Raw genomic sequence first — 21,809 nt, forward strand, 5'->3', positions numbered from 1 at the left:
AGCGGGCTTGCCCGCGAAGAGGCCGGCACTGACAAACGAGGAAGTCATGCCCGAACGCACCCCGCTGGACCCCGTCACCGCCCGCTGGATCCCCTGGGTGGTGGCCATCGCCTTCTTCATGCAGTCCCTGGACGGCACCATCCTCAACACCGCGCTGCCGGCCATGGCCCGCTCGCTGGCCGAAGACCCGCTGCGCATGCAGGGCGTGATCATCGCCTACATGCTCACCGTGGCACTGCTGATCCCTGCTTCGGGCTGGATCGCCGACCGCTTTGGCACCAAACGCATCTTCTTCAGCGCCATCCTGCTGTTCAGCTTCGGTTCGCTGCTGTGCGCCGCCGCCAACAGCCTGGGCTTCCTGATCTTCGCCCGCGTCGTGCAGGGACTGGGCGGTGCGCTGATGCTGCCGGTTGGGCGGCTGGTGGTGCTGCGTGCTTACCCGCGCAGCGAACTGGTGCGAATCATGAGCTTCATCACCATCCCCGGCCTGCTGGGGCCATTGTTGGGCCCCACGGTCGGTGGCTGGCTGGTGGAAATCCTCAGCTGGCACTGGATCTTCCTGCTCAACCTGCCGGTTGGCCTGATCGGCTGCATTGCAGTATGGAAGTTCATCCCGGACCTGCGCGGGGCGGAGCGAACCTCGTTCGACGGCCCCGGCTTCCTGCTGTTCGGCGCGGCGATGGTGCTGATCACCATCGCCATGGAAGGCCTGGGCGAGTTGCACCTGCCGCACTTGCGGGTCATGTTGCTGCTGTTCGCCGGTATGGCCTGCCTTGCCGCCTACTGGCTGCGCGCCGGGCGCGACCCGGAGCCACTGTTCTCGCCCAGCCTGTTCCGCGTGCGTACCTTCGCCATCGGCATCCTCGGCAACCTGTTCGCCCGCCTGGGCAGCGGCGCCCTGCCCTTCCTGGTGCCATTACTGCTGCAGGTGGCGCTGGGCTACTCTCCGGCGCAGGCTGGCATGAGCATGATCCCGCTGGCGGCGGCGGCCATGCTTGCCAAGTCCATCGCCAGGCCGCTGATCGAGCGGTTCGGCTACCGCATCATCCTCACCGGCAACACGTTGCTGCTGGGCCTGCTGCTGGCCAGCCTCGGCCTGGTCGACGAGCAAACGCCCTACGCCGTGCTGTTGATCCAGCTGGGCCTGCTGGGCGCGGTCAACTCCATGCAGTTCACGGCCATGAACACGGTAACCCTGATCGACCTGGACGACGCCAGCGCCAGCAGCGGCAACAGCCTGCTGTCGGTGGTCGCGCAACTGGCGCTGAGCCTGGGCGTGGCCTGCGCCGGCGCACTGCTCGGCGGCTTTACCGCAGCGGGCAGTGCCGAGGGCGTGGAAAGCACCCTGGGCGCCTTCCAGCTGACCTTCGTCACCATCGGCATCATGGCCATGCTGGCGGCGGCGATCTTCCTGCAACTGGCGCCGACGGACGGAAGGCGTGCCCGTCGTCCGGAACAACACATGGAACCATAGGGCGAATGGCCACGAGGCTGGTAGACTGTGCGGCATTTTTCGCTTCGCAACGCAGGCCCGCCTCGTGACCACCGAATCCACCGCCTTTGCCACTCTGCCGTTGTCCACCGCCATGCTGGCGAACCTGGACGCCCTCGGCTATGCCTCGATGACGCCGATCCAGGCCCAGAGCCTGCCAGTCATCCTCAAAGGCCAGGACCTGATCGCCCAGGCCAAGACCGGCAGTGGCAAGACCGCCGCCTTCGGCATCGGCCTGCTCAACCCGATCAACCCGCGCTACTTCGGCTGCCAGGCACTGGTGCTGTGCCCTACCCGCGAGCTTGCCGACCAGGTGGCCAAGGAACTGCGCCGCCTGGCCCGCGCCGAGGACAACATCAAGATCCTCACCCTGTGCGGCGGCGTTTCGCTGGGCCCGCAAATCGCTTCGCTGGAGCACGGTGCGCACATCATCGTCGGCACCCCAGGGCGCATCCAGCAACACCTGGACAAAGGCACCCTGGTGCTCGATGGCCTCAACACCCTGGTACTCGACGAAGCCGACCGCATGCTCGACATGGGCTTCTTCGATGCCATCGCCAGCATCATCGGCAAGACCCCGGCGCGCCGCCAGACCCTGCTGTTCTCGGCCACTTACCCGGCTGGCATCAAGCAGCTGGCCGCCGACTTCATGCGCAACCCGCAGCAAGTCAAGGTCGAGAGCCTGCACACCGACAACCAGATCGAGCAGCGCTTCATCGAGATCGACCCGCAGCACCGCCTGGAGGCCGTCACCCGCGTGCTCGGCCACTACCGCCCGCAGTCCTGCGTGGCGTTCTGCTTCACCAAGCAGCAGTGCGAGGACGTGGTTGCCCACCTGACCGCCAAGGGCATCGTCGCCCAGGCCCTGCACGGCGACCTGGAGCAACGTGACCGCGACCAGGTGCTGACCATGTTCGCCAACCGCAGTAGCTCGGTGCTGGTGGCGACCGACGTGGCCGCGCGTGGCCTGGACATCGATGGCCTGGACATGGTCATCAACGTGGAACTGGCACGTGATGCGGAAATCCACGTGCACCGTGTGGGTCGTACTGGCCGTGCTGGCGAGAAAGGGACCGCGGTCAGCCTGGTGGCACCGGCCGAAGGCCACCGTGCCCAAGCCATCGAAGACCTGCAGAAAAGCCCGCTGCGCTGGGACTCGCTGGACAGCCTGAAGAACAAGGGCGGCGAACCACTGCTGCCGGTGATGACCACGCTGTGCATTGCCGCTGGCCGCAAGGACAAGCTGCGCCCTGGCGACATTCTCGGTGCACTGACCGGTGATGCCGGGATCCCGGGCAAGCAGGTGGGCAAGATCGCCATCTTCGACTTCCAGGCGTTCGTGGCCGTGGAGCGGGCGTTGGCCAAACAGGCCATGCAGCGACTGAACAGCGGCAAGATCAAGGGTCGCGCCCTGAAAGTCCGCATTATCTAAAGCCAGGCAAGGTCCCTGTGGGAGCGGGTTTACCCGCGAATTCGATGGTGCGTGCACCGCCCTATTCGCGGGTAAACCCGCTCCCACAGGTTCGGCGTAGCCATTACGAATCCAGATAGGTTTATACCGTGCACTCCACCGACGTGATCATCCTCGGCGCCGGCGCCGCCGGCCTGATGTGCGCCCAGCTCAGCGCCCGCCGTGGCCGCCGGGTACTGCTGCTCGACCACGCCAACAAGCCAGGCAAGAAGATCCTCATGTCCGGCGGCGGGCGCTGCAACTTCACCAACATGTACACCGAGCCAGCCAACTTCCTGTCGCAGAATGCGCACTTCTGTAAGTCGGCCCTGGCCCGCTACACCCAGTGGGACTTCATCGAGCTGGTGTGCAAACACGGCGTGGCGTACCACGAGAAGAAACTTGGCCAGCTGTTCTGCGACAACAAGGCCAGCGACATCCTCGACATGCTGCTGGCCGAATGCGACGAGGCCGGCGCCGAGATCCGCATGCACACCAGCATCGAACAGATCGAGAAGACCGAAAACGGCTACCTGCTGCAGACCAACGGCGGCCAGTTCGCCTGCCAGTCGCTGGTGATCGCCACTGGCGGGCTGTCGATTCCGACCCTGGGCGCCACAGGCTTCGGCTACCAAGTGGCGCGCCAGTTTGGCCACGCGCTGCTGCCGACCCGCGCCGGCCTGGTGCCGTTCACCATCACCGAGCCCCAACTCAAGGCACTGTGCACCGAGTTGTCCGGCACCTCGCTGGATTGCACCGCCAGCTGCAATGGCACCAGCTTCCGCGAGAACCTGCTGTTCACCCACCGCGGCCTGAGCGGCCCGGCAATCCTGCAGATCTCGTCGTTCTGGGAAGCCGGTGACACGGTCGAGATCAACCTGCTGCCCGACCGCGATGCGCTGACCTGGCTGCAACAGATGCAGGCCGAACGCGCCAACGCTGAACTGAAGACCGTGCTGGGTGAAGTGTTCACCCGCAAGCTGGCCAACCTGCTGGCCGAGCAGTGGTTCGAGTCCAAGCCGATGAAGCAGTACACCCCAGCGGAGCTGGCGCAAATCGCCGAAAAGCTGGCGAACTGGCAAGTGGTGCCGGCCGGCACCGAAGGCTATCGCACCGCCGAAGTGACCTTGGGCGGCGTCGATACCCGCGAAGTGTCGTCCAAGACCATGGAGTCGCTGAAAAGCCCTGGGTTGTACTTCATCGGCGAAGTGCTGGACGTCACCGGCCACCTGGGCGGTTTCAACTTCCAGTGGGCCTGGGCATCGGCCAACGCCGCAGCGCAGTTCGTGTAGAGTAGAATCCATTCAGCAGCACGGAACGCTTCTTGCTGGCCCGTGCTGCATTGCATTCTTCGCTCACTGCCTAGCAGGCCATCATGTCATCGAGCTCGTTCCGTCAGTCACTGCGTCGCCTGTGGGGCCAAGACAAGTTCAGCTACAGCATCCGGGTCACCATCGCCCTCACCGGCAGCCTGGCCCTGTGCTGGTACCAGAACGAGATGGCCCTGCTGATTCCGCTGTTCCTCGGCATCATCGCCAGCGCCCTGGCCGAAACCGACGACAGCTGGCAAGGCCGCCTTAGCGCCTTGGCCGTTACCCTGGTGTGTTTCGCCATCGCTGCGCTGGCGGTCGAACTACTGTTCCCCTACCCCTGGGTCTTTGTGGTCGCCCTAGCCCTCGCGGCGTTTGGCCTGACCATGCTCGGCGCCTTGGGCGAGCGCTATGGTGCGATTGCCTCGGCGACACTGATCACGGCGGTTTACACCATGATCGGTGTGGACCAGCGCGGCGGCCAAGTGACGGACTTCTGGCACGAGCCGCTGCTGCTGGTGGCGGGTGCGGCCTGGTACGGGCTGCTTTCAGTACTTTGGCAGGCGCTGTTTTCCAACCAGCCGGTGCAGCAGAGCCTGGCCAAGCTGTTCTACGAACTGGGCAGCTACCTCAAGCTGAAGGCCAGCCTGTTCGAACCGATCCGCACCCTCGACGTCGAGGCCCGGCGCCTGGAGCTGGCCCAACAGAACGGCAAGGTGGTAGCTGCGCTGAACGCAGCCAAGGAAATCATCCTGCACCGGGTGGGCAACAGCCAACCGAACTCGAAGGTCAGCCGTTACCTCAAGCTGTACTTCCTGGCCCAGGACATTCACGAACGGGTCAGTGCCTCGCACTACCCCTACAACGCCTTGACCGAGGCGTTTTTCCACAGTGATGTGATGTTCCGCTGCCAGCGCCTGCTGCGTAAGCAGGGTTCATCCTGCCAGGAGCTGGCCCGCTCAATCCGCCTGCGCCAGCCATTCGTGCTGGCCAGCGGTTATCCCGAAGCCCTCGAGGACCTCAACGCTTCGCTTGAGCACCTGCGTATCCAGAGCAACCCGGCCTGGCGCGGCCTGTTGCGCTCGCTGCGGGCGTTGGCCGCCAACCTGGCAACGCTGGACCGCCAGCTCAGTGCCGCCAGCAACCCGGACAGCCTGGCCGACGCCAGCGACAGCAGCCTGCTCGACCGCTCGCCACGCTCGCTGAAGGACGTGTGGACGCGCCTGCGCACCCAGCTCACACCGACCTCGCTGCTGTTCCGCCACGCCTTGCGCCTGCCGCTGGCGCTGTCGATCGGCTACGGCATGGTGCACCTGATTCACCCGACCCAGGGCTACTGGATCATCCTCACTACGCTGTTCGTGTGCCAGCCCAACTACGGCGCAACCCGGCGCAAGCTGGTGCAGCGCATCTTCGGCACCGCTGTCGGCCTGACGGTGGGCTGGGCCTTGTTCGACCTGTTCCCCAACCCGGTCATCCAGTCGCTGTTCGCCGTGGTCGCCGGGGTGGTGTTCTTCGTCAACCGCACCACCCGCTACACCTTGGCCACGGCCGCGATCACCCTGATGGTGCTGTTCTGCTTCAACCAGATCGGCGATGGCTACGGCCTGTTCCTGCCACGCCTGTTCGATACCCTGGTGGGCAGCCTGATCGCCATCCTTGCGGTGTTCCTGTTCTTGCCTGACTGGCAAGGGCGACGGCTGAACAAGGCGCTGGCCAATACCCTGGCCTGCGCCAGCGTGTACCTGCGCCAGATCATGCAGCAGTATGCCCATGGCAAGCGTGACGACCTGGCTTACCGCCTGGCCCGGCGCAATGCTCACAACGCCGACGCGGCACTGTCCACCACCTTGGCCAACATGCTGATGGAGCCGGGGCATTTCCGTAAGGAGGCCGACGTTGGCTTCCGCTTCCTGGTGCTGTCGCACACCTTGCTCAGCTACCTCTCGGGGCTGGGCGCGCACCGCGACACGGCGTTGCCGGCGCAGGTGCAGGAGCAGTTGATCGAAGGTGCCGGGCAAAGCCTGGCCAGCAGCCTGGACGAGATCGCCAACGGTTTGGCGGCGCGGCTGCCGATCGCGATTCACAGTGATGCCGAAGAAGCACTGGCCAATGCCCTGGAGCAAATGCCGGAAGAACTGGATGAGCATCAACGGCTGGTGCAGACGCAGTTGGCGTTGATCTGCCGGCAGTTGGGGCCATTGAGGACCTTGGCGGCGCACCTGATCAAGGAAGGTGCGCCGGCCTGATTTTGCTCGATAAGCCGGTGCGGGCCTCAGAAGTCAAAAGCCATGTTGGCGCAGCAGCCGGGCATAGCTGCCATCGGCCTTCATCGCCGCAATCGCCTGCTCGAAACGCTCGACGATTCGCTGATGCTCCGGGTGCTTCAGGCTGACCAGGATGTGCAGGGTGTTTTCCCCAACGGCGGCTCCACCAGCATCACCCCATCACGCACGTCCTGCGGCTCGCGCTGCAGGTTGTAACGCGCCACGTACTCGTCCTCCACCGCCAGGTTCACCCGCCCTGCCGCCAGCATGCGCACCGCGGAAGAGAAGTTGCGCACCGGCACCTTGTGCAGGCGAGTATCGCCGTCGAATTCTGGTGAGTAGGCGTAATCACGCACCACGGCGATGCTGTAGGGGTACAAGTCAGACTGGTGCTTGTAGTGGAACGCTTCGCCCTTGCGCTGCAGCAGGCGAATGCGGTTACTCAGATAGGCTTTGGAAAATTGCCCGATGTTGGCGCGTGAGTCGTTGTACCAGGCATTGATCAGCACGTCGTAGCGCCCTTCACCAACCCCCAGCAACGCCCGCGCCCACGGCACTTCTTCATAGCCGCTGGCGTAGCCGGCACGGGCCAATGCCGTGGTGACGATGCTGGTCGCCAGGCCGCCACCCGCCATGTTGGCATCGGTGAACGGTGGCCAGTTGTCGGCCACCAGGCGTAGCCTGTCGTGACCCGGGGCGGGTGTTGCCAGCATCATTGCCAGTAATCCCAGAACACAAAGCAGTGGCCGCATGCTCACGTCCTTTCGCAATGGGGGGCGCACACTGCCGATGAGATTACACAAAGCCGTTGCCGAGGGCAGCGGCCAATAGTGTCATTTAGCCTCTATTTTGGCCGAAGCACAGATGACGTGCGATGATCGACAGCCCATTCAAGGAGTTCGCCAATGTCCATCGACTGGCTCTGCAAGCACCACACCGACCTCGGCAAGGACCAGCTCTATGCCATTTTGCAATTGCGCACCGAAGTGTTCGTGGTCGAGCAGCGTTGCGCGTACCAGGAAGTCGATGGCCAGGACCTGAGCGGCGATACCTTGCACCTGATGGCCTGGCAGGAAGACAAGCTGGTGGCCTACCTGCGGCTGCTCGACCCGCAGTCACAGGGCGGGGACGTGGTGATCGGGCGCGTGGTGACTGCACCCGAGGCACGTGGGCTGAAGCTTGGTCATACATTGCTGCTCAAGGGGTTGGAAGCTGCGGAGCATTGCTGGCCAGGGGTGCCGGTTTATCTGTCGGCGCAGGCGCACTTGCAGGCTTTCTACGCCCGCCATGGGTTTGTGGTGGTGGGCGAGGAATATCTTGAAGACGACATTCCGCATATCGGCATGCGTAAAGGCTGATGCTACCTGGGGACACTGTGGGAGCGGGCGCGCCCGCGAAGCAGGCACCGAGGTGGATGGCACGGGCTTCGCCCGTGTTCGCGGGCAAGCCCGCTCCTACAGCCGCCCGCTTGATCAGGGGTAACCCAGCACTTCGCGGATCTGCCGCAGGTGCCGGATGATCCACTGCTTGTCGATCGCCCCCCACTCATGGATGCGGTAATGCCCGGCGTGGTTGCGTGCGCCTTCCAGCTGCTCGAACTCGCAGACGATGTCCAGGTCGGCCAGGGCGGCGATGGTGTCCTGGGCTGTGCGCCGGGGCATGCCGGTGGCCTCCATCAGGGCGGGCACGCTGGTCGCGGTCTGGCTGTCGATCAGCCAGGCCACGTATAGGCGCCGGTAGAAGCTGCTCTTGGTCTTGCTCACTTCCATGCTGCATGTTCCTTAGAGGTTGCCCGGCAGCTCCCGGTAGGTCAGGTAGACGCGCAGGTCGAATTCCAGTTGGTGATAGTCCGGCTCCATGTGCTGGCAGAGCTGGTAGAACGCCTTGTTGTGATCGCGCTCGCGCAGGTGCGCCAGCTCGTGCACCACGATCATGCGCAAGAACTGTGGCGCGGCCTCCTTGAACAAGGAGGCAATACGGATTTCCTTCTTCGCCTTGAGCTTGCCGCCCTGCACCCGGGACACTGCCGTGTTCAGGCCCAGGGCGCGGTGGGTCAGGTCGAGGCGGCTGTCGAACAGCACCTTGTCCAGGCCCGGCGCGCTGCGCAGGTACTGCTGGCGCAGATCCTGGGCATAGCCGTACAGCGCCTTGTCGCTTTGCACGTCATGGCGGTCGGGATAGCGGCGCTGCAGGTACTCACCCAGGCGGTCACTGTCGATCATCTGCCGCACCTGCTGCCGCAGGTGCGGCGGGTAGGCTTGCAAGTAACGTAATACGGTCATGGCGCTGTAGTCGGCGTAACGAATGCCGATTCTAGCCAATCATGGCCCTGGCCAGGAGAAAATCGCCGGGAAGCCGCTGGCGTCCGCGGCAGTCATCGGATAAGCCACCAGGAAACCCTGAACGTATTCACAACCATTGGCTTTGAGCCAGGCCGCCTGTGCCGGGGTTTCCACACCCTCGGCGATCACCGTGATGCTGTAGTCGGCACACAGCCCGATAACGCTGCGCACCAGGGCGGCATCCACTGCCGAGTCGGGCAAGCGCGCTACCAGGTGACGGTCGAGTTTCAAGGTGTCGATCGGCAAGTCACGCAGCATGCGCAGCGAACAGTCGCCCGCACCAAAGTCATCCAGGGCCACCCGCACGCCAAGCTCGCGCAAGCGGTGTATCTGTTTGACGGCCGCATCGATGTTGTACATCAGCGAGGTTTCCGCCACCTCCACCTCCAGCTGCGCCGGGACAAGCTGGTAAAGCTGGATGACCCGCTGCAGCTCTTCGACCAGGCCTGGCATCACGAACTGCGCGCGGCTCAGGCTGATGCCAAGCACAAGGTCTGCCGGAAAGCGTTCGTACCAGGCCTGCCGCTGGGCCGCGCCCTGGCGGTAGATCCAGCTGGCCAGGCGGTTGATCAACCGCGCCTCCTCCAGCAACGGGATGAACAGCCCCGGCGGCACATCGCCAACACTGGGGTGCTGCCAGCGCAGCAAGGCTTCGAACCCTCGCAGACGGCCATCGTTGAAGGAGACCTGCGGCTGGTACACCAAGGTGAAGTCTTGCTGCTCGATGGCCGTGCGCACACCGTCCTCAAGCATCAACCGCGAGCGCGCCCTTCCATTGAGTTCCTGATCGTAGAAGCGATATTGCTGGCGGCCGGCCCGCTTGGCCGCGTACATCGCGGCATCGGCTGCGCGTAGCAGGCCTTCTACATTGGCGCCGCAGTCCGGGTAGGTGGCGATGCCGATGCTCACCCCAAGGCATACGTCGAGCCCGTCTACCTCATGGCTGATGGAAACACGCTCGAGCAGCCGTTCGGCATAACGCCCGGCCTGCTCCGGGTAAGGCAAGCTGTCGAACAGTGCGGTGAACTCATCCCCGCCCATGCGCGCCAGCAAAGCCTCACTGCCCAGGCAGTCCTTGAGCTGCTCGGCCACCCAGCGCAACACCCGGTCGCCCGCATCATGGCCAAGCGAGTCGTTGATACGCTTGAAGCCGTCCAGGTCCATGTACATCAACGCCTGCGCCTTGTCCGAGCGCTCGTTGCGCAATAGCGCACCTTCGGCGGCCTGATAGAAACCGCGACGGTTGAGCAGACCGGTGAGCGGGTCGGTAATGGCCTGGTACTCCAGTTGCTGGTGCAGGTTGCGCACCACCGACATGTCCAGCACGGTCACCACCATGGCCTGCTGGTCGACGGGCAACGGTGCGCAGGACAGCGCCACCGGCACCAGTTCGCCCCCCTGTGTGCGTAGTTGGGCATCGTGTACACGGAAAATCTGGCGCCCAGATAGGCCTGGTAGAAGTCCGATTCGCGCCACAGGCTGGCACTGGCCAGTTGCATCAGGTCGAGCAGGTGGGCGCCCTGCAGCTGCTGCACCGGGGACGACAGCAAGCGCGAGATGGCCGGGTTGGCAAAACTGATGGTGCCTTCGGCATCTACCACCAGGATGCCTTCGGCGGCATTTTCCAGGATCGACGCGTTGAAGGCCCTGGCCGCTTCCAGCTCACGGCTCAGCCGCTGCAGCATGCGACGGTTGCGCTGCTGGTCGAGCAGCGCCTGAACCTTGGGTTTGAGAATCTGCGGGTCGAACGGTTTGAACATGTAGTCCACGGCGCCGCTGGCGTAGCCTTTGAGCACGGCCGCTTCGGACTGTTCGTTGGCGGTGAGGAAAATGATCGGGGTCAGCCGGGTGCGTTGGCTGCCGCGCATCAGCCGGGCAACCTCAAAACCGTCCATTTCCGGCATCTGTACATCCAGCAGCACCAGGTCGACTTCGTGTTCAAGCAACGCACTCAAGGCTTCCATCCCCGAGCTTGCCGTCAACACTTGCCAATCCTGCCGGGCCAGCAAGGCCCGCATGCTGATCAGGTTCTCGGGGTAGTCGTCTACTACCAGAAGAACCGAGCTGCCATCCAGTGGCTGTGGTTGAGGGTGAGCGCCATCCATGCTGCTTCTCTGTTATGTGACCGACTTCAAAATACGGTTGGATCCATCAATACTCTAGACCCGAGGCTGTAACGCGCAATGCAATCAGAACGCTATCAGTGGCTCAACTGTACGGTAGCCGACTAACGGTCGGTCTGCCGAAATTATGCGCAGGCTTTCTTTGCCCATAAAAAAAACCCGCATCGCTGCGGGTTTTTTTTATGGGCTGCCTGTCGATCAGTTGACCTTGGCGGCCAGCTCACCTTTCAGGTAACGCTGATACATGCCTTCCAGGGAGATCGGCTTGATCTTCGAGGCATTGCCAGCGGTGCCGAAGGCTTCGTAACGGGCGATGCACACGTCACGCATGGCCTTGACGGTTTCACCGAAGAACTTGCGCGGGTCAAACTCGCTCGGGTTGGTCGCCATCAGGCGGCGCATGGCACCGGTAGAGGCCAGACGCAGGTCGGTATCGATGTTGACCTTGCGCACACCGTACTTGATGCCTTCGACGATCTCTTCGACCGGTACACCGTAGGTTTCCTTGATGTCGCCGCCGTACTGGTTGATGATCGCCAGCCACTCTTGCGGTACCGAGGACGAACCGTGCATCACCAGGTGGGTGTTGGGGATGCGCTTGTGAATTTCCTTGATGCGGTCGATGGCCAGCACGTCACCGGTAGGTGGCTTGGTGAACTTGTAGGCACCGTGACTGGTACCGATGGCAATCGCCAGGGCGTCGACCTGGGTCTTCTTGACGAAGTCGGCGGCCTCTTCCGGGTCGGTCAGCATCTGGCTGTGGTCCAGCACGCCTTCGGCGCCGATACCGTCTTCTTCACCGGCCATGCCGGTTTCCAGCGAACCCAGGCAGCCCAGCTCGCCTTCTACCGAAACGCCGCAGGCGTGCGCCATGGCAACGGTCTGCTGGGTAACGCGGACGTTGTACTCGTAGTCGGTCGGGGTCTTGCCGTCTTCACCCAGCGAGCCGTCCATCATCACCGAGCTGAAGCCCAGCTGGATCGAACGTTGGCAGACGTCAGGGCTGGTGCCGTGGTCCTGGTGCATGCACACCGGGATATGCGGGAACTCTTCGATGGCAGCCAGGATCAGGTGGCGCAGGAACGGGGCGCCGGCGTATTTGCGGGCACCGGCCGAAGCCTGGACGATCACGGGGGAATCGGTCTTGTCGGCCGCTTCCATGATGGCGCGCATCTGCTCGAGGTTGTTGACGTTGAAAGCTGGTACGCCGTAACCGAACTCGGCGGCGTGGTCCAGCATCTGGCGCATGCTAATGAGTGCCATTGTGTATCTCTCTCCCGACAAGCGTCGTTTGTTTCGTGCAAGCCTGCCGCAGGGGCGGTTGCTGTTCAAGTAGTGTGGGCCACCCTCGCGGCCCGGCCAGTCACGGTGCCTTGCAGCCCCGCCCAATCAGATCGTTGGTTGCCACCCAGTACACCAGGCCTTCTTCGCCCTTGGTGTGGAAGGCCAGCATGCCATCGCTGTACAGCGCACCCGAAGCACCCGGCTCGGACTTGAGCCGGTAGACCTGGTCACCGCCGCCAAGGCGCACGTCGACCTGGTCGCGTTGTGCATCGGCGAAGCGCCACAGCACTTCGGCCTGGGTGTCGCAGACCCAACGGGTCCAGTTGTCTGCCGGGGCGGGTTGCGCCGGCTGCAGCAGTGAGCATCCTGCCAGTGTCGCCAGGGCCGTCACGGCCAAAAGCGCTTTCATTGCATATCCTCTAGCTGACCACACAGCGGCCGCTTGGTTGCCTGAGCCGACGAAACGCCGGGTTCAAGGGCAGCCTGGTGCCTTGCGCTGGTGGTCTTCGTCGTACTTTTCCAGGCCTTCCGGGCCCACGCGCTTGCTGATGACCGGCACGGTTTCGGCCTGCCACTCGGACTGGTAGCACCCGCCCTTGGGCGGGTGCGCCGGGTCGCCATCGGAGGCCGGGCTACCCGAGCAGGCGCTCAGCAGGCCAGCCAGCATCATCACAGGCAACTGCTTGACCATCAGGCCACTCCCTTTGCCAAGCGCCGACGTCATCAGGCCTTGGCCCGCTCTTCCAGGATTGCCACCGCTGGCAGAACCTTGCCTTCGACGAATTCGAGGAAGGCACCACCCCCGGTAGAAATGTAGGAGATTTCCTTGCTGACGCCATATTTGTCGATGGCTGCCAGGGTGTCACCGCCACCGGCGATGGAAAACGCGGCGCTGTCGGCAATGGCTTTGGCCAGCACCTTGGTGCCGTTGCCGAACTGGTCGAACTCGAACACGCCGACCGGGCCGTTCCACAGGATGGTCTTCGACGACTTCAGCAGTTCGGCGAAGTTGGCTGCGGTTTGCGGGCCGATGTCCAGGATCATGTCGTCGGCGGCAACGTCGGCGATGGCCTTGACGGTGGCTTCGGCGGTTTCAGCGAATTCCTTGGCGACCACCACGTCGACTGGCAGCGGTACGCTGACCTTGGCAGCGATGGCTTTTGCAGTATCGACCAGGTCCGGCTCGTACAGCGACTTGCCCACCGGGTGCCCAGCAGCGGCCAGGAAGGTGTTGGCAATACCGCCGCCGACGATCAGCTGGTCGCAGACGCTGCTCAGGCTGTTCAGCACGTCCAGCTTGGTGGAAACCTTGGAGCCGGCAACGATGGCCGCCATCGGTTTGGCCGGGGCCTTCAGGGCCTTGCCCAGGGCATCCAGCTCGGCCGCCAGCAGCGGGCCGGCAGCAGCGACTTTGGCGAACTTGGCTACGCCATGGGTCGAACCTTCGGCGCGGTGCGCGGTGCCGAAAGCGTCCATGACGAACACATCGCACAGGGCGGCGTATTTCTGCGCCAGCTCGTCGGCGTTCTTTTTCTCGCCCTTGTTGAAGCGCACGTTCTCGAACAGCACCAGCTCACCGGCCTGTACCGAGACACCGTCCAGGTAGTCGGCAACCAGCGGCACATCACGGCCCAGGGCCTTGCTCAGGTAGTCGGCAACCGGCTTGAGGCTGTTCTCGGCAGAGAATTCGCCTTCAGTCGGGCGGCCCAGGTGCGAGCAGACCATTACCGCCGCGCCCTTCTCCAGGGCCAGCTTGATGGTCGGCAGCGCTGCCAGGATACGCGCGTCGCTGGCTACCACACCGTCCTTCACAGGCACGTTGAGGTCTTCGCGGATCAGTACGCGCTTACCTTGCAGGTCGAGGTCGGTCATCTTCAACACGGTCATGAATGCAGTCCTTCAGGGCTGTTTGTTGCGGGTTGGGTGGACGACGTGCAGAAAGTGTTCTGCAACGTCGAGCATACGGTTGGCAAAACCCCATTCGTTGTCGAACCAGGCCAGCAGGTTCACCAGGCGAGGGCCGGAAACACGAGTCTGGCTGGCATCGACGATCGCCGAATGCGGGTCATGGTTGAAATCACAGCTGGCGTGCGGCAGCTCGGTGTAGGCCAGCAGGCCTTTCAGCGGGCCTTCCAGCGCGGCCTCGCGCAGCACCCGGTTGACCTCGGCCGCGCTGGTGTCGCGGGCGGTCTGCAGGGTGATGTCCAGGCACGAGACGTTGACGGTCGGTACCCGTACCGCTTTGGCCTGGATTCGCCCGGCAAGTTCCGGGAGCAGGCGTTCGATGCCACGCGCCAGACCAGTGGACACCGGGATCACCGACTGGAAGGCCGAGCGCGTGCGGCGCAGGTCTTCGTGGTGGTAGGCGTCGATCACCGGCTGGTCGTTCATGGCCGAGTGGATGGTGGTGATCTGCACATATTCGATGCCGAACGCCTGGTCCAGCACCCGCAGCAGTGGCACGCCGCAGTTGGTGGTGCACGAGGCGTTGGACACCAGGCGCTCGCTGCCGGTCAGGCAGGCCTGGTTGATGCCATAGACCACCGTGGCGTCAACGTCGGCCTCGCTGGCCATCGGCTGCGAGAACAGCACCCGGGGCGCACCGGCATCGAGGAAGCGCTGGCCATCGGCACGGGTGTTGTAGGCACCGGAGCACTCCAGCACCAGGTCGATGCCCAGCGCGGCCCAGTCGATGCCTTCGGGGGTGGCACTGCGCATCACCTTCACGCAGTCGCCATTGATATGCAGACAGTCGCCGTCGACCTTCACCTCGCCGGGGAAACGCCGTGGGTGGAGTCGAAGCGGGTCAGGTATTCCAAGCTGGCCTGGTCGGCCAGGTCGTTCAGCGCGACGATCTCGAAACCGGCCTTTGCCCCCCGCTCGAACAGCGCGCGCAGGACACAGCGGCCGATGCGGCCATAACCGTTGAGTGCAACTTTGTAGGGACGCAGGTGGGGCATTCGTTGGCTCGCTAACGCATGATGGCTTTTGGGGCCGCGTTGCGGCCCATCGCGACACAAGGCCGCTCCTACAGGTACCGCGGCAACATCGGGGTTGCGCGGTACCTGTAGGAGCGGCCTTGCGTCGCGATGGAGGGCGAAGCCCTCCCCTTGCACGACCTGGAGGGCGTCACTGCCCTCCATTGTTACATCAGTCTTCCAGCAGCTCTTCGGCAGTACCCAGGATGTTCTCCAGGGTGAAACCAAACTCTTCGAACAGTGCCGAAGCTGGCGCCGACTCACCGTAGGTGGTCATGCCAATGATACGACCTTCCAGGCCGACGTACTTGTACCAGAAGTCGGCGTGGGCGGCTTCGATGGCGATGCGCGCACCCACTTCAAGCGGCAGCACGGACTGCTTGTAGGCTGCGTCCTGGGCGTCGAACACGCTGGTGCTCGGCATCGACACGACCCGCACCTTGCGGCCTTGCTCGGTCAGCTTGTCGAAGGCCTGAACGGCCAGGCCCACTTCGGAACCGGTAGCGATCAGGATCAGCTCAGGCTCGCCAGCGCAGTCCTTGAGCACGTAACCGCCACGGGCGATGTCGGCGATCTGTGCATCGCTGCGTACCTGGTGCTGCAGGTTCTGGCGCGAGAAGATCAGCGCCGAAGGGCCGTCCTTGCGCTCCAGGGCGTGTTTCCAGGACACGGCGGATTCCACCGCGTCGGCCGGGCGCCAGGTGTCCAGGTTCGGCGTGCTGCGCAGGCTGGCCAGCTGCTCGATCGGCTGGTGAGTCGGGCCGTCTTCGCCCAGACCAATGGAGTCATGGGTGTAGACGTGGATCACACGCTGCTTCATCAGTGCAGACATGCGCACGGCGTTGCGGGCGTATTCCATGAACATCAGGAAGGTCGCGCCGTAAGGCACCAGGCCACCGTGCAGGGCAACGCCGTTCATGATGGCGGTCATGCCGAACTCGCGCACGCCGTAGTACATGTAGTTGCCATTGGCATCTTCATGGCTGACGCCCTTGCAACCTTTCCACAGGGTCAGGTTGGAACCGGCCAGGTCGGCCGAGCCGCCCAGCAATTCCGGCAGCAGCGGGCCGAAGGCGTTCAGGGTGTTCTGGCTGGCCTTGCGGCTGGCAATGGTCTCGCCCTTGGCCGCGACTTCAGCAATATAGGCAGCGGCTTTTTCCGCGAAGTCGGCCGGCAGCTCACCGCTCAGGCGGCGCTTGAGCTCGCTGGCCAGTTCTGGGAAGGCGGCGGCGTAGGCGTCGAAACGCGTGTTCCATTCGGCTTCGGCCTTGGCACCGGCTTGCTTGGCATCCCACTCGGCGTAGATGTCGGCAGGGACTTCGAACGGACCGTGGTTCCAGTTCAGTTCCTTGCGGGCCAGGGCGATTTCGTCGTTGCCCAGCGGAGCGCCGTGGCAGTCTTCCTTGCCCTGCTTGTTCGGCGAGCCGAAACCGATGATGGTCTTGCAGCAGATCAGGGTCGGACGATCGCTCTTGCGGGCGGTCTCGATGGCCGTACGGATCTCGTCGGCGTCATGGCCATTGACGTTGCGGATCACCAGCCAGTTGTAGGACTCGAAACGCTTCGGCGTGTCGTCGGTGAACCAGCCTTCCACTTCACCGTCGATGGAGATGCCGTTGTCGTCATAGAAGGCAACCAGCTTGTTCAGGCCCAGGGTGCCGGCCAGCGAGGCGACTTCGTGGGAGATGCCTTCCATCATGCAACCGTCGCCCAGGAACACATAGGTGTTGTGGTCGACGATGTTGTGGCCTTCACGGTTGAACTGGGCGCCCAGTACTTTCTCGGCCAGGGCAAAGCCCACGGCGTTGGCCAGGCCTTGGCCCAGCGGGCCGGTGGTGGTTTCGACACCCGGGGTGTAGCCGAATTCCGGGTGGCCCGGAGTACGGCTGTGCAGCTGGCGGAACGACTTGAGGTCATCGATGGTGACGTCGTAGCCGGTCAGGTGCAGCAGCGAGTAGATCAGCATCGAGCCATGGCCGTTGGACAGCACGAAGCGGTCACGGTCGGCGAAGTTCGGGTTGCTCGGGTTGTGCTTCAGATAGTCGCGCCAAAGTACTTCGGCGATATCCGCCATGCCCATAGGGGCACCTGGGTGGCCGCTGTTGGCCTTTTGCACGGCATCCATGCTGAGGGCACGAATGGCGTTGGCACGTTCACGACGGCTGGGCATCGCTGATCTCCTGGGGGGCTTGAATAGGTGGTGTCACGAAAAAGGCGGCCATTTTCGCCCACTGGGGGGGCTTGGGGCAATGACGTATGGTCGCAGTCGGGGGATTTTCCTGTGATTGGCATTCAATTCGGGGCAAAACCGGGTTAGCCGCCCCGCTCATCACTCAATATCAAAACTTTTTGATATTGGCCTTGCTAGGGCATCGATGCCTGTCTAGACTGCCGCCCCATGAACCTGCGCACGCAATCGACACCCGAGCAACGCGAAGCATTGGCCGCCCTGTGCAAAGCCAGTGGCGATGCGTTGCGCCTGAACGTATTGCGCGCACTGGCCAACGATTCGTTCGGCGTGCTGGAACTGGCGCAGATTTTCGACATCGGCCAGTCGGGCATGAGTCACCATCTGAAGGTGCTGGCCCAGGCCGAGCTGGTGGCAACCCGGCGCGAAGGCAACGCCATCTTCTACCGCCGCGCCCTGCCTGACGGCCTGCGCCTGGGCGGTCGGCTGCATGTGGCGCTGCTCGAAGAAGTCGACGACCTGGCCCTGCCGCCCGATGTGCAGGCACGCATCGCCCAAGTGCAGCAACGCCGCGCGGCCACCAGCCAGGACTTCTTCCTGCGCGTGGAAGAGAAGTTCCGCGCCCAGCAAGACCTGATCGCCGGCCTGCCGCAGTACCGCGAAAGCCTGCTGGCGCTGCTCGACAAGCTGCATTTCGACCCGGCTGCCAGCGCGCTTGAGGTCGGCCCCGGTGACGGTGGCTTCCTGCCTGACCTGGCACGGCGCTTCGCCCAGGTCACCGCCCTGGACAACAGCCCGACCATGCTCGAACTGGCGCGCCAGGTGTGCCAGCGCGAAGGGCTCGAAAACGTGAACCTGCAGTTGGCCGATGCACTGGGTGCAACGGATGTGGCCGCCGACTGCGTTGTGCTGAACATGGTGCTGCACCATTTCAGCGACCCGGCCCTGGCCTTGCGCCAGCTGGCCAAACGGGTGAAGGCAGGCGGCAGCCTGCTGGTAACCGAACTGTGCAGCCATGACCAGGGGTGGGCGCGCGAAGCCTGCGGCGACCTGTGGCTTGGCTTTGAGCAGGACGACCTGGCGCGCTGGGCCAACGCTGCCGGGCTGGCCCATGGGGACAGCCTGTACGTGGGCTTGCGTAACGGTTTCCAGATCCAGGTCCGCCATTTCCAGCGGACGGCTGACGACATACACCATCGGTAAATTTCAGGAACCTTCGAGATGAGCGAATACTCCCTTTTCACCTCCGAGTCCGTGTCCGAAGGGCATCCGGACAAGATCGCCGACCAGATTTCGGACGCTGTCCTCGATGCCATCATCGCCCAGGACAAGTACGCCCGCGTAGCCTGCGAAACGCTGGTCAAGACCGGTGTCGCCATCATCGCCGGCGAAGTCACCACTTCGGCCTGGGTCGACCTGGAAGACCTGGTGCGCAAAGTCATCATCGACATCGGCTACAACAGCTCCGACGTCGGTTTCGACGGTGCCACCTGCGCCGTGATGAACATCATCGGCAAGCAGTCGGTAGACATCGCCCAGGGCGTGGACCGCTCCAAGCCAGAAGACCAGGGCGCCGGTGACCAGGGCCTGATGTTCGGCTACGCCAGCAACGAAACCGAAGTGCTGATGCCGGCGCCGATCTGCTTCTCGCACCGTCTGGTCGAGCGCCAGGCCGAAGCGCGCAAGTCCGGCCTGCTGCCATGGCTGCGTCCGGATGCCAAGTCGCAGGTCACCTGCCGCTACGAAAATGGCAAGGTAGTCGGCATCGACGCCGTGGTGCTGTCGACCCAGCACAACCCGGAAGTGTCGCAGAAAGACCTGCAAGAAGCCGTGATGGAGCTGATCGTCAAGCACACCCTGCCGGCCGAACTGCTGCACAAAGGCACCCAGTACCACATCAACCCGACCGGCAACTTCATCATCGGTGGCCCGGTGGGTGACTGCGGCCTGACCGGCCGCAAGATCATCGTCGACTCCTACGGCGGCATGGCCCGCCACGGGGGTGGCGCGTTCTCCGGCAAGGACCCGTCCAAGGTCGACCGCTCCGCCGCCTACGCCGGCCGCTACGTGGCCAAGAACATCGTTGCCGCTGGCCTGGCCGAGCGCTGCGAGATCCAGGTGTCGTACGCCATTGGCGTGGCCCAGCCGACCTCCATCTCGATCAACACCTTCGGCACCGGCAAGGTCTCCGACGACAAGATCATCCAGCTGGTGCGCGAGTGCTTCGACCTGCGTCCATACGCCATCACCACCATGCTCGACCTGCTGCACCCGATGTATCAGGAAACCGCTGCCTACGGTCACTTCGGCCGTACCCCGCAGCAGAAGACTGTCGGCGACGACACCTTCACCACCTTCACCTGGGAGCGCACCGACCGCGCCCAGTCGCTGCGTGACGCTGCCGGCCTGTAAGTTTCCTACAGCACCAGGCGAAAGCCCCTGCCGAGCAATCGGCAGGGGCTTTTTTGTGACATATCGGCTGACAATGGTGCTTCAGCAAGCGCCAGAGAACCTGCCTAGTCTGGGGGTTCCTACCTGCCATGCAAGGATGCTGGCCATGCCGTACCTGCTGTTGTTCGCCATGCTGTTTGCGCTAAATACCCCACTGGCCTGGGCCGCCTCATGCCCCGACTGGACCCCGCAAAAGGCCGAGGCTGAAGCCGCGCAACTACAGGCCACCCTTACCGGCTGGGACGAGCACTACCATCGCCAGGGTATCGCGCTGGTGGCTGATGAGCTTTACGACCAGAGCCGCCAGCGCCTGGTGCACCTGCAGCAGTGCTTTGGCCTCGCGCCCAGCCCGTCACCCTTGACCAGCGCTCGCGGTCCACTCCCTCACCCCGTGCCGCATACCGGTGTCGACAAGCTGGCGGACCGCCAGGCCGTGGCACGCTGGATGGCCGGGAAAACCGGGGTATGGGTACAGCCCAAGGTCGACGGTGTCGCAGCTTCCCTCATTTATCGACAAGGCCAATTGGTACAGCTGATCAGCCGGGGGGACGGGCTGCAGGGGCATGACTGGAGCAGGCACATTCCCCAGCTCGATGCAGTCACCCGACAGTTGCCTCAGGCGATTGACCTGCACTTGCAGGGTGAGCTGTACCTGCGCCTGAACGAACACGTACAGGCCAAGGCAGGCAGTGCCAACGCTCGCGGTACCGTGGCCGGGCTGCTCGCACGCAAACAACTGACTCGCGAGCAAGGGAACACGATCGGCCTGTTCGTGTGGGGCTGGCCGCATGGCCCCGAGCGACAGGCCGATCGCCTCGCGCAGCTGGCACAACTGGGCTTCCCGGATAGCCATCATTACAGTATCGCCGTCGACACGCTGGAGGATGCAGCGCGCTGGCGTGAGCACTGGTACCGTTCACCCCTGCCCTTTGCCAGCGACGGCGTGATCCTGCGCCTGGGCAGCCGGCCGCCTGCCGAGCGCTGGCAGGCCAAGGCGCCGTACTGGATCGCCGCCTGGAAATACCCCTATGTACAAGCGTTGGCCGAAGTACGCGACGTGCGCTTTCGGGTTGGCCGCACTGGCAGGATCACGCCCATTGCGCATGTGCAGCCGGTAACCCTCGATGACCGGCGCATCACCCAGGTCAGCCTCGGCTCGCTGGCGCGTTGGCAAGCCCTGGATATTCGCCCCGGTGACCAGGTCGCTATCAGCCTCGCCGGGCTGACCATCCCTCGCCTTGAGCACGTCGTGCACCGCGCGGTCGAACGCCAACCACTGGGCGCGCCTGCACCCGGTCGGCATCATGCCCTCAGTTGCTGGCAGCCCAGCGAAGGCTGCGAGGAACAATTCATCGCCCGGCTCACCTGGCTCAGCGGCAAACAGGGCTTGGCCCTCCCACGTACCGGGCCCGGCACATGGCGTCGGCTGGTCGATGCGGGCCTGGTAACTTCGATGACCGATTGGCTGCAGCTCGATGCCGAACGCCTGCAGCAGGTGCCCGGCATCAGCAGCCTTACAGCGGCCCAACTGCTGGGCAGTTTCGACCAAGCCCGCTCACGCCCCTTCGATCAGTGGCTGCGCGGCCTTGGCGCGCCCATTGGCAAGCATTTGCAACTGACAGGCGGCTGGCAAGAAATGGCTTCGCGCAGCGCGGGTCAATGGCAAACAGTGCCCGACATCGGCGTAAAACGCTCGCGTCAGCTTGTGGGTTTCTTCGCGGCCGCGGAGGTGCAAGCCATTGCCACACGGTTGGCGGAATCCGGCATTGAAGGGTTTTCGCCCCCCCCTGAGCGCATCGAGCAATGATTTTTTACCAAAAAGCCTGCAGGAAAACCCGGGATTCAACCGGAAAACCTCACCAAGGGTTTCTAAATGGGCAAAACCAAGGCAGGATTTCCAGCAACTTTTGCTGCCCCGCCCCGT

The 21,809-nt window shown here is 63.8% G+C and carries 15 protein-coding genes and 3 pseudogenes; 8 read left to right on the plus strand and 10 right to left on the minus strand.

The features are described from left to right. Positions 1-46 precede the first annotated feature (46 nt). The 4 genes from mdtD to yccS all read left to right on the plus strand — a co-directional run bounded on the left by mdtD (position 47) and on the right by yccS (position 6,501). Positions 47-1,474 carry a multidrug transporter subunit MdtD gene (mdtD, locus tag AB5975_07705; protein XDR21719.1) on the plus strand — a complete coding sequence of 476 codons (1,428 nt, stop codon included), beginning with the start codon at positions 47-49 and terminating at the stop codon, positions 1,472-1,474. Positions 1,475-1,586: 112 nt separating this feature from the next. Next, positions 1,587-2,924 carry an ATP-dependent RNA helicase DbpA gene (gene dbpA, locus AB5975_07710; GenBank protein ID XDR22935.1) on the plus strand — a complete coding sequence of 446 codons (1,338 nt, stop codon included), beginning with the start codon at positions 1,587-1,589 and terminating at the stop codon, positions 2,922-2,924. A gap of 128 nt (positions 2,925-3,052) precedes the next feature. Beyond that, positions 3,053-4,234 carry an NAD(P)/FAD-dependent oxidoreductase gene (locus AB5975_07715; GenBank protein ID XDR21720.1) on the plus strand — a complete coding sequence of 394 codons (1,182 nt, stop codon included), beginning with the start codon at positions 3,053-3,055 and terminating at the stop codon, positions 4,232-4,234. Between the two features lie 83 nt (positions 4,235-4,317). Then, entirely contained in the window at positions 4,318-6,501 is a 2,184-nt protein-coding gene (gene yccS / locus AB5975_07720) for a YccS family putative transporter (GenBank protein XDR21721.1), read from the plus strand. A 33-nt stretch (positions 6,502-6,534) separates the two neighbouring features. On the opposite strand, the pseudogene AB5975_07725 reads toward yccS, so the two are convergent. Further along, positions 6,535-7,271, minus strand: a pseudogene (locus tag AB5975_07725) (substrate-binding periplasmic protein). Between the two features lie 153 nt (positions 7,272-7,424). Here AB5975_07725 and AB5975_07730 point away from each other — a divergent pair. Further along, positions 7,425-7,877: a GNAT family N-acetyltransferase gene (locus AB5975_07730; protein XDR21722.1), complete on the plus strand. Its 453-nt coding sequence runs from the start codon at positions 7,425-7,427 to the stop codon at positions 7,875-7,877. Between the two features lie 114 nt (positions 7,878-7,991). Here AB5975_07730 and AB5975_07735 read toward each other — a convergent pair whose 3' ends face one another. The 9 genes and pseudogenes from AB5975_07735 to tkt all read right to left on the minus strand — a co-directional run bounded on the left by AB5975_07735 (position 7,992) and on the right by tkt (position 17,416). Further along, on the minus strand, positions 7,992-8,288 hold the full coding sequence (locus AB5975_07735) for a helix-turn-helix domain-containing protein (protein XDR21723.1): 297 nt from the start codon (positions 8,286-8,288) through the stop codon (positions 7,992-7,994). A gap of 12 nt (positions 8,289-8,300) precedes the next feature. Further along, positions 8,301-8,801, minus strand: a complete 501-nt coding sequence (locus tag AB5975_07740; GenBank protein XDR22936.1) for a M48 family metallopeptidase — start codon at positions 8,799-8,801, stop codon at positions 8,301-8,303. 39 nt (positions 8,802-8,840) lie between these two features. Further along, a pseudogene (locus AB5975_07745) lies at positions 8,841-10,966 on the minus strand (putative bifunctional diguanylate cyclase/phosphodiesterase). 216 nt (positions 10,967-11,182) lie between these two features. Further along, on the minus strand, positions 11,183-12,247 hold the full coding sequence (fba, locus tag AB5975_07750; GenBank protein XDR21724.1) for a class II fructose-bisphosphate aldolase: 1,065 nt from the start codon (positions 12,245-12,247) through the stop codon (positions 11,183-11,185). A 100-nt stretch (positions 12,248-12,347) separates the two neighbouring features. Next, the gene (locus tag AB5975_07755; GenBank protein XDR21725.1) at positions 12,348-12,677 is read right to left on the minus strand and encodes an MliC family protein; all 330 of its coding nucleotides are present in this window, start codon (positions 12,675-12,677) and stop codon (positions 12,348-12,350) included. A 63-nt stretch (positions 12,678-12,740) separates the two neighbouring features. Further along, positions 12,741-12,992, minus strand: a complete 252-nt coding sequence (locus AB5975_07760; GenBank protein XDR21726.1) for a hypothetical protein — start codon at positions 12,990-12,992, stop codon at positions 12,741-12,743. Continuing rightward, positions 12,992-14,155: a phosphoglycerate kinase gene (locus AB5975_07765; GenBank protein ID XDR21727.1), complete on the minus strand. Its 1,164-nt coding sequence runs from the start codon at positions 14,153-14,155 to the stop codon at positions 12,992-12,994. Before AB5975_07765 ends, AB5975_07760 begins: the two co-directional genes overlap by 1 nt. 12 nt (positions 14,156-14,167) lie before the next feature. Beyond that, positions 14,168-15,228 (minus strand): annotated as a pseudogene (epd, locus tag AB5975_07770) (erythrose-4-phosphate dehydrogenase). A 190-nt stretch (positions 15,229-15,418) separates the two neighbouring features. Continuing rightward, complete coding sequence (tkt, locus tag AB5975_07775) at positions 15,419-17,416, minus strand: transketolase (GenBank protein ID XDR21728.1); 1,998 nt, start codon at positions 17,414-17,416, stop codon at positions 15,419-15,421. A gap of 228 nt (positions 17,417-17,644) precedes the next feature. Between tkt and AB5975_07780 the strand changes: the two genes are divergently transcribed. From AB5975_07780 to ligB, 3 genes are all read left to right on the plus strand, one after another. Next, positions 17,645-18,637 carry an ArsR/SmtB family transcription factor gene (locus AB5975_07780; GenBank protein ID XDR21729.1) on the plus strand — a complete coding sequence of 331 codons (993 nt, stop codon included), beginning with the start codon at positions 17,645-17,647 and terminating at the stop codon, positions 18,635-18,637. A gap of 18 nt (positions 18,638-18,655) precedes the next feature. Beyond that, positions 18,656-19,846 (plus strand): methionine adenosyltransferase, encoded by a 1,191-nt coding sequence (gene metK, locus AB5975_07785; protein XDR21730.1) that lies wholly within the window; start codon positions 18,656-18,658, stop codon positions 19,844-19,846. A gap of 145 nt (positions 19,847-19,991) precedes the next feature. After that, positions 19,992-21,692, plus strand: a complete 1,701-nt coding sequence (gene ligB / locus AB5975_07790; protein ID XDR21731.1) for an NAD-dependent DNA ligase LigB — start codon at positions 19,992-19,994, stop codon at positions 21,690-21,692. Positions 21,693-21,809 lie beyond the last annotated feature (117 nt).

The sequence above is a fragment of the Pseudomonas putida genome (assembly GCA_041071465.1).
GTDB lineage: Bacteria > Pseudomonadota > Gammaproteobacteria > Pseudomonadales > Pseudomonadaceae > Aquipseudomonas > Aquipseudomonas putida_P.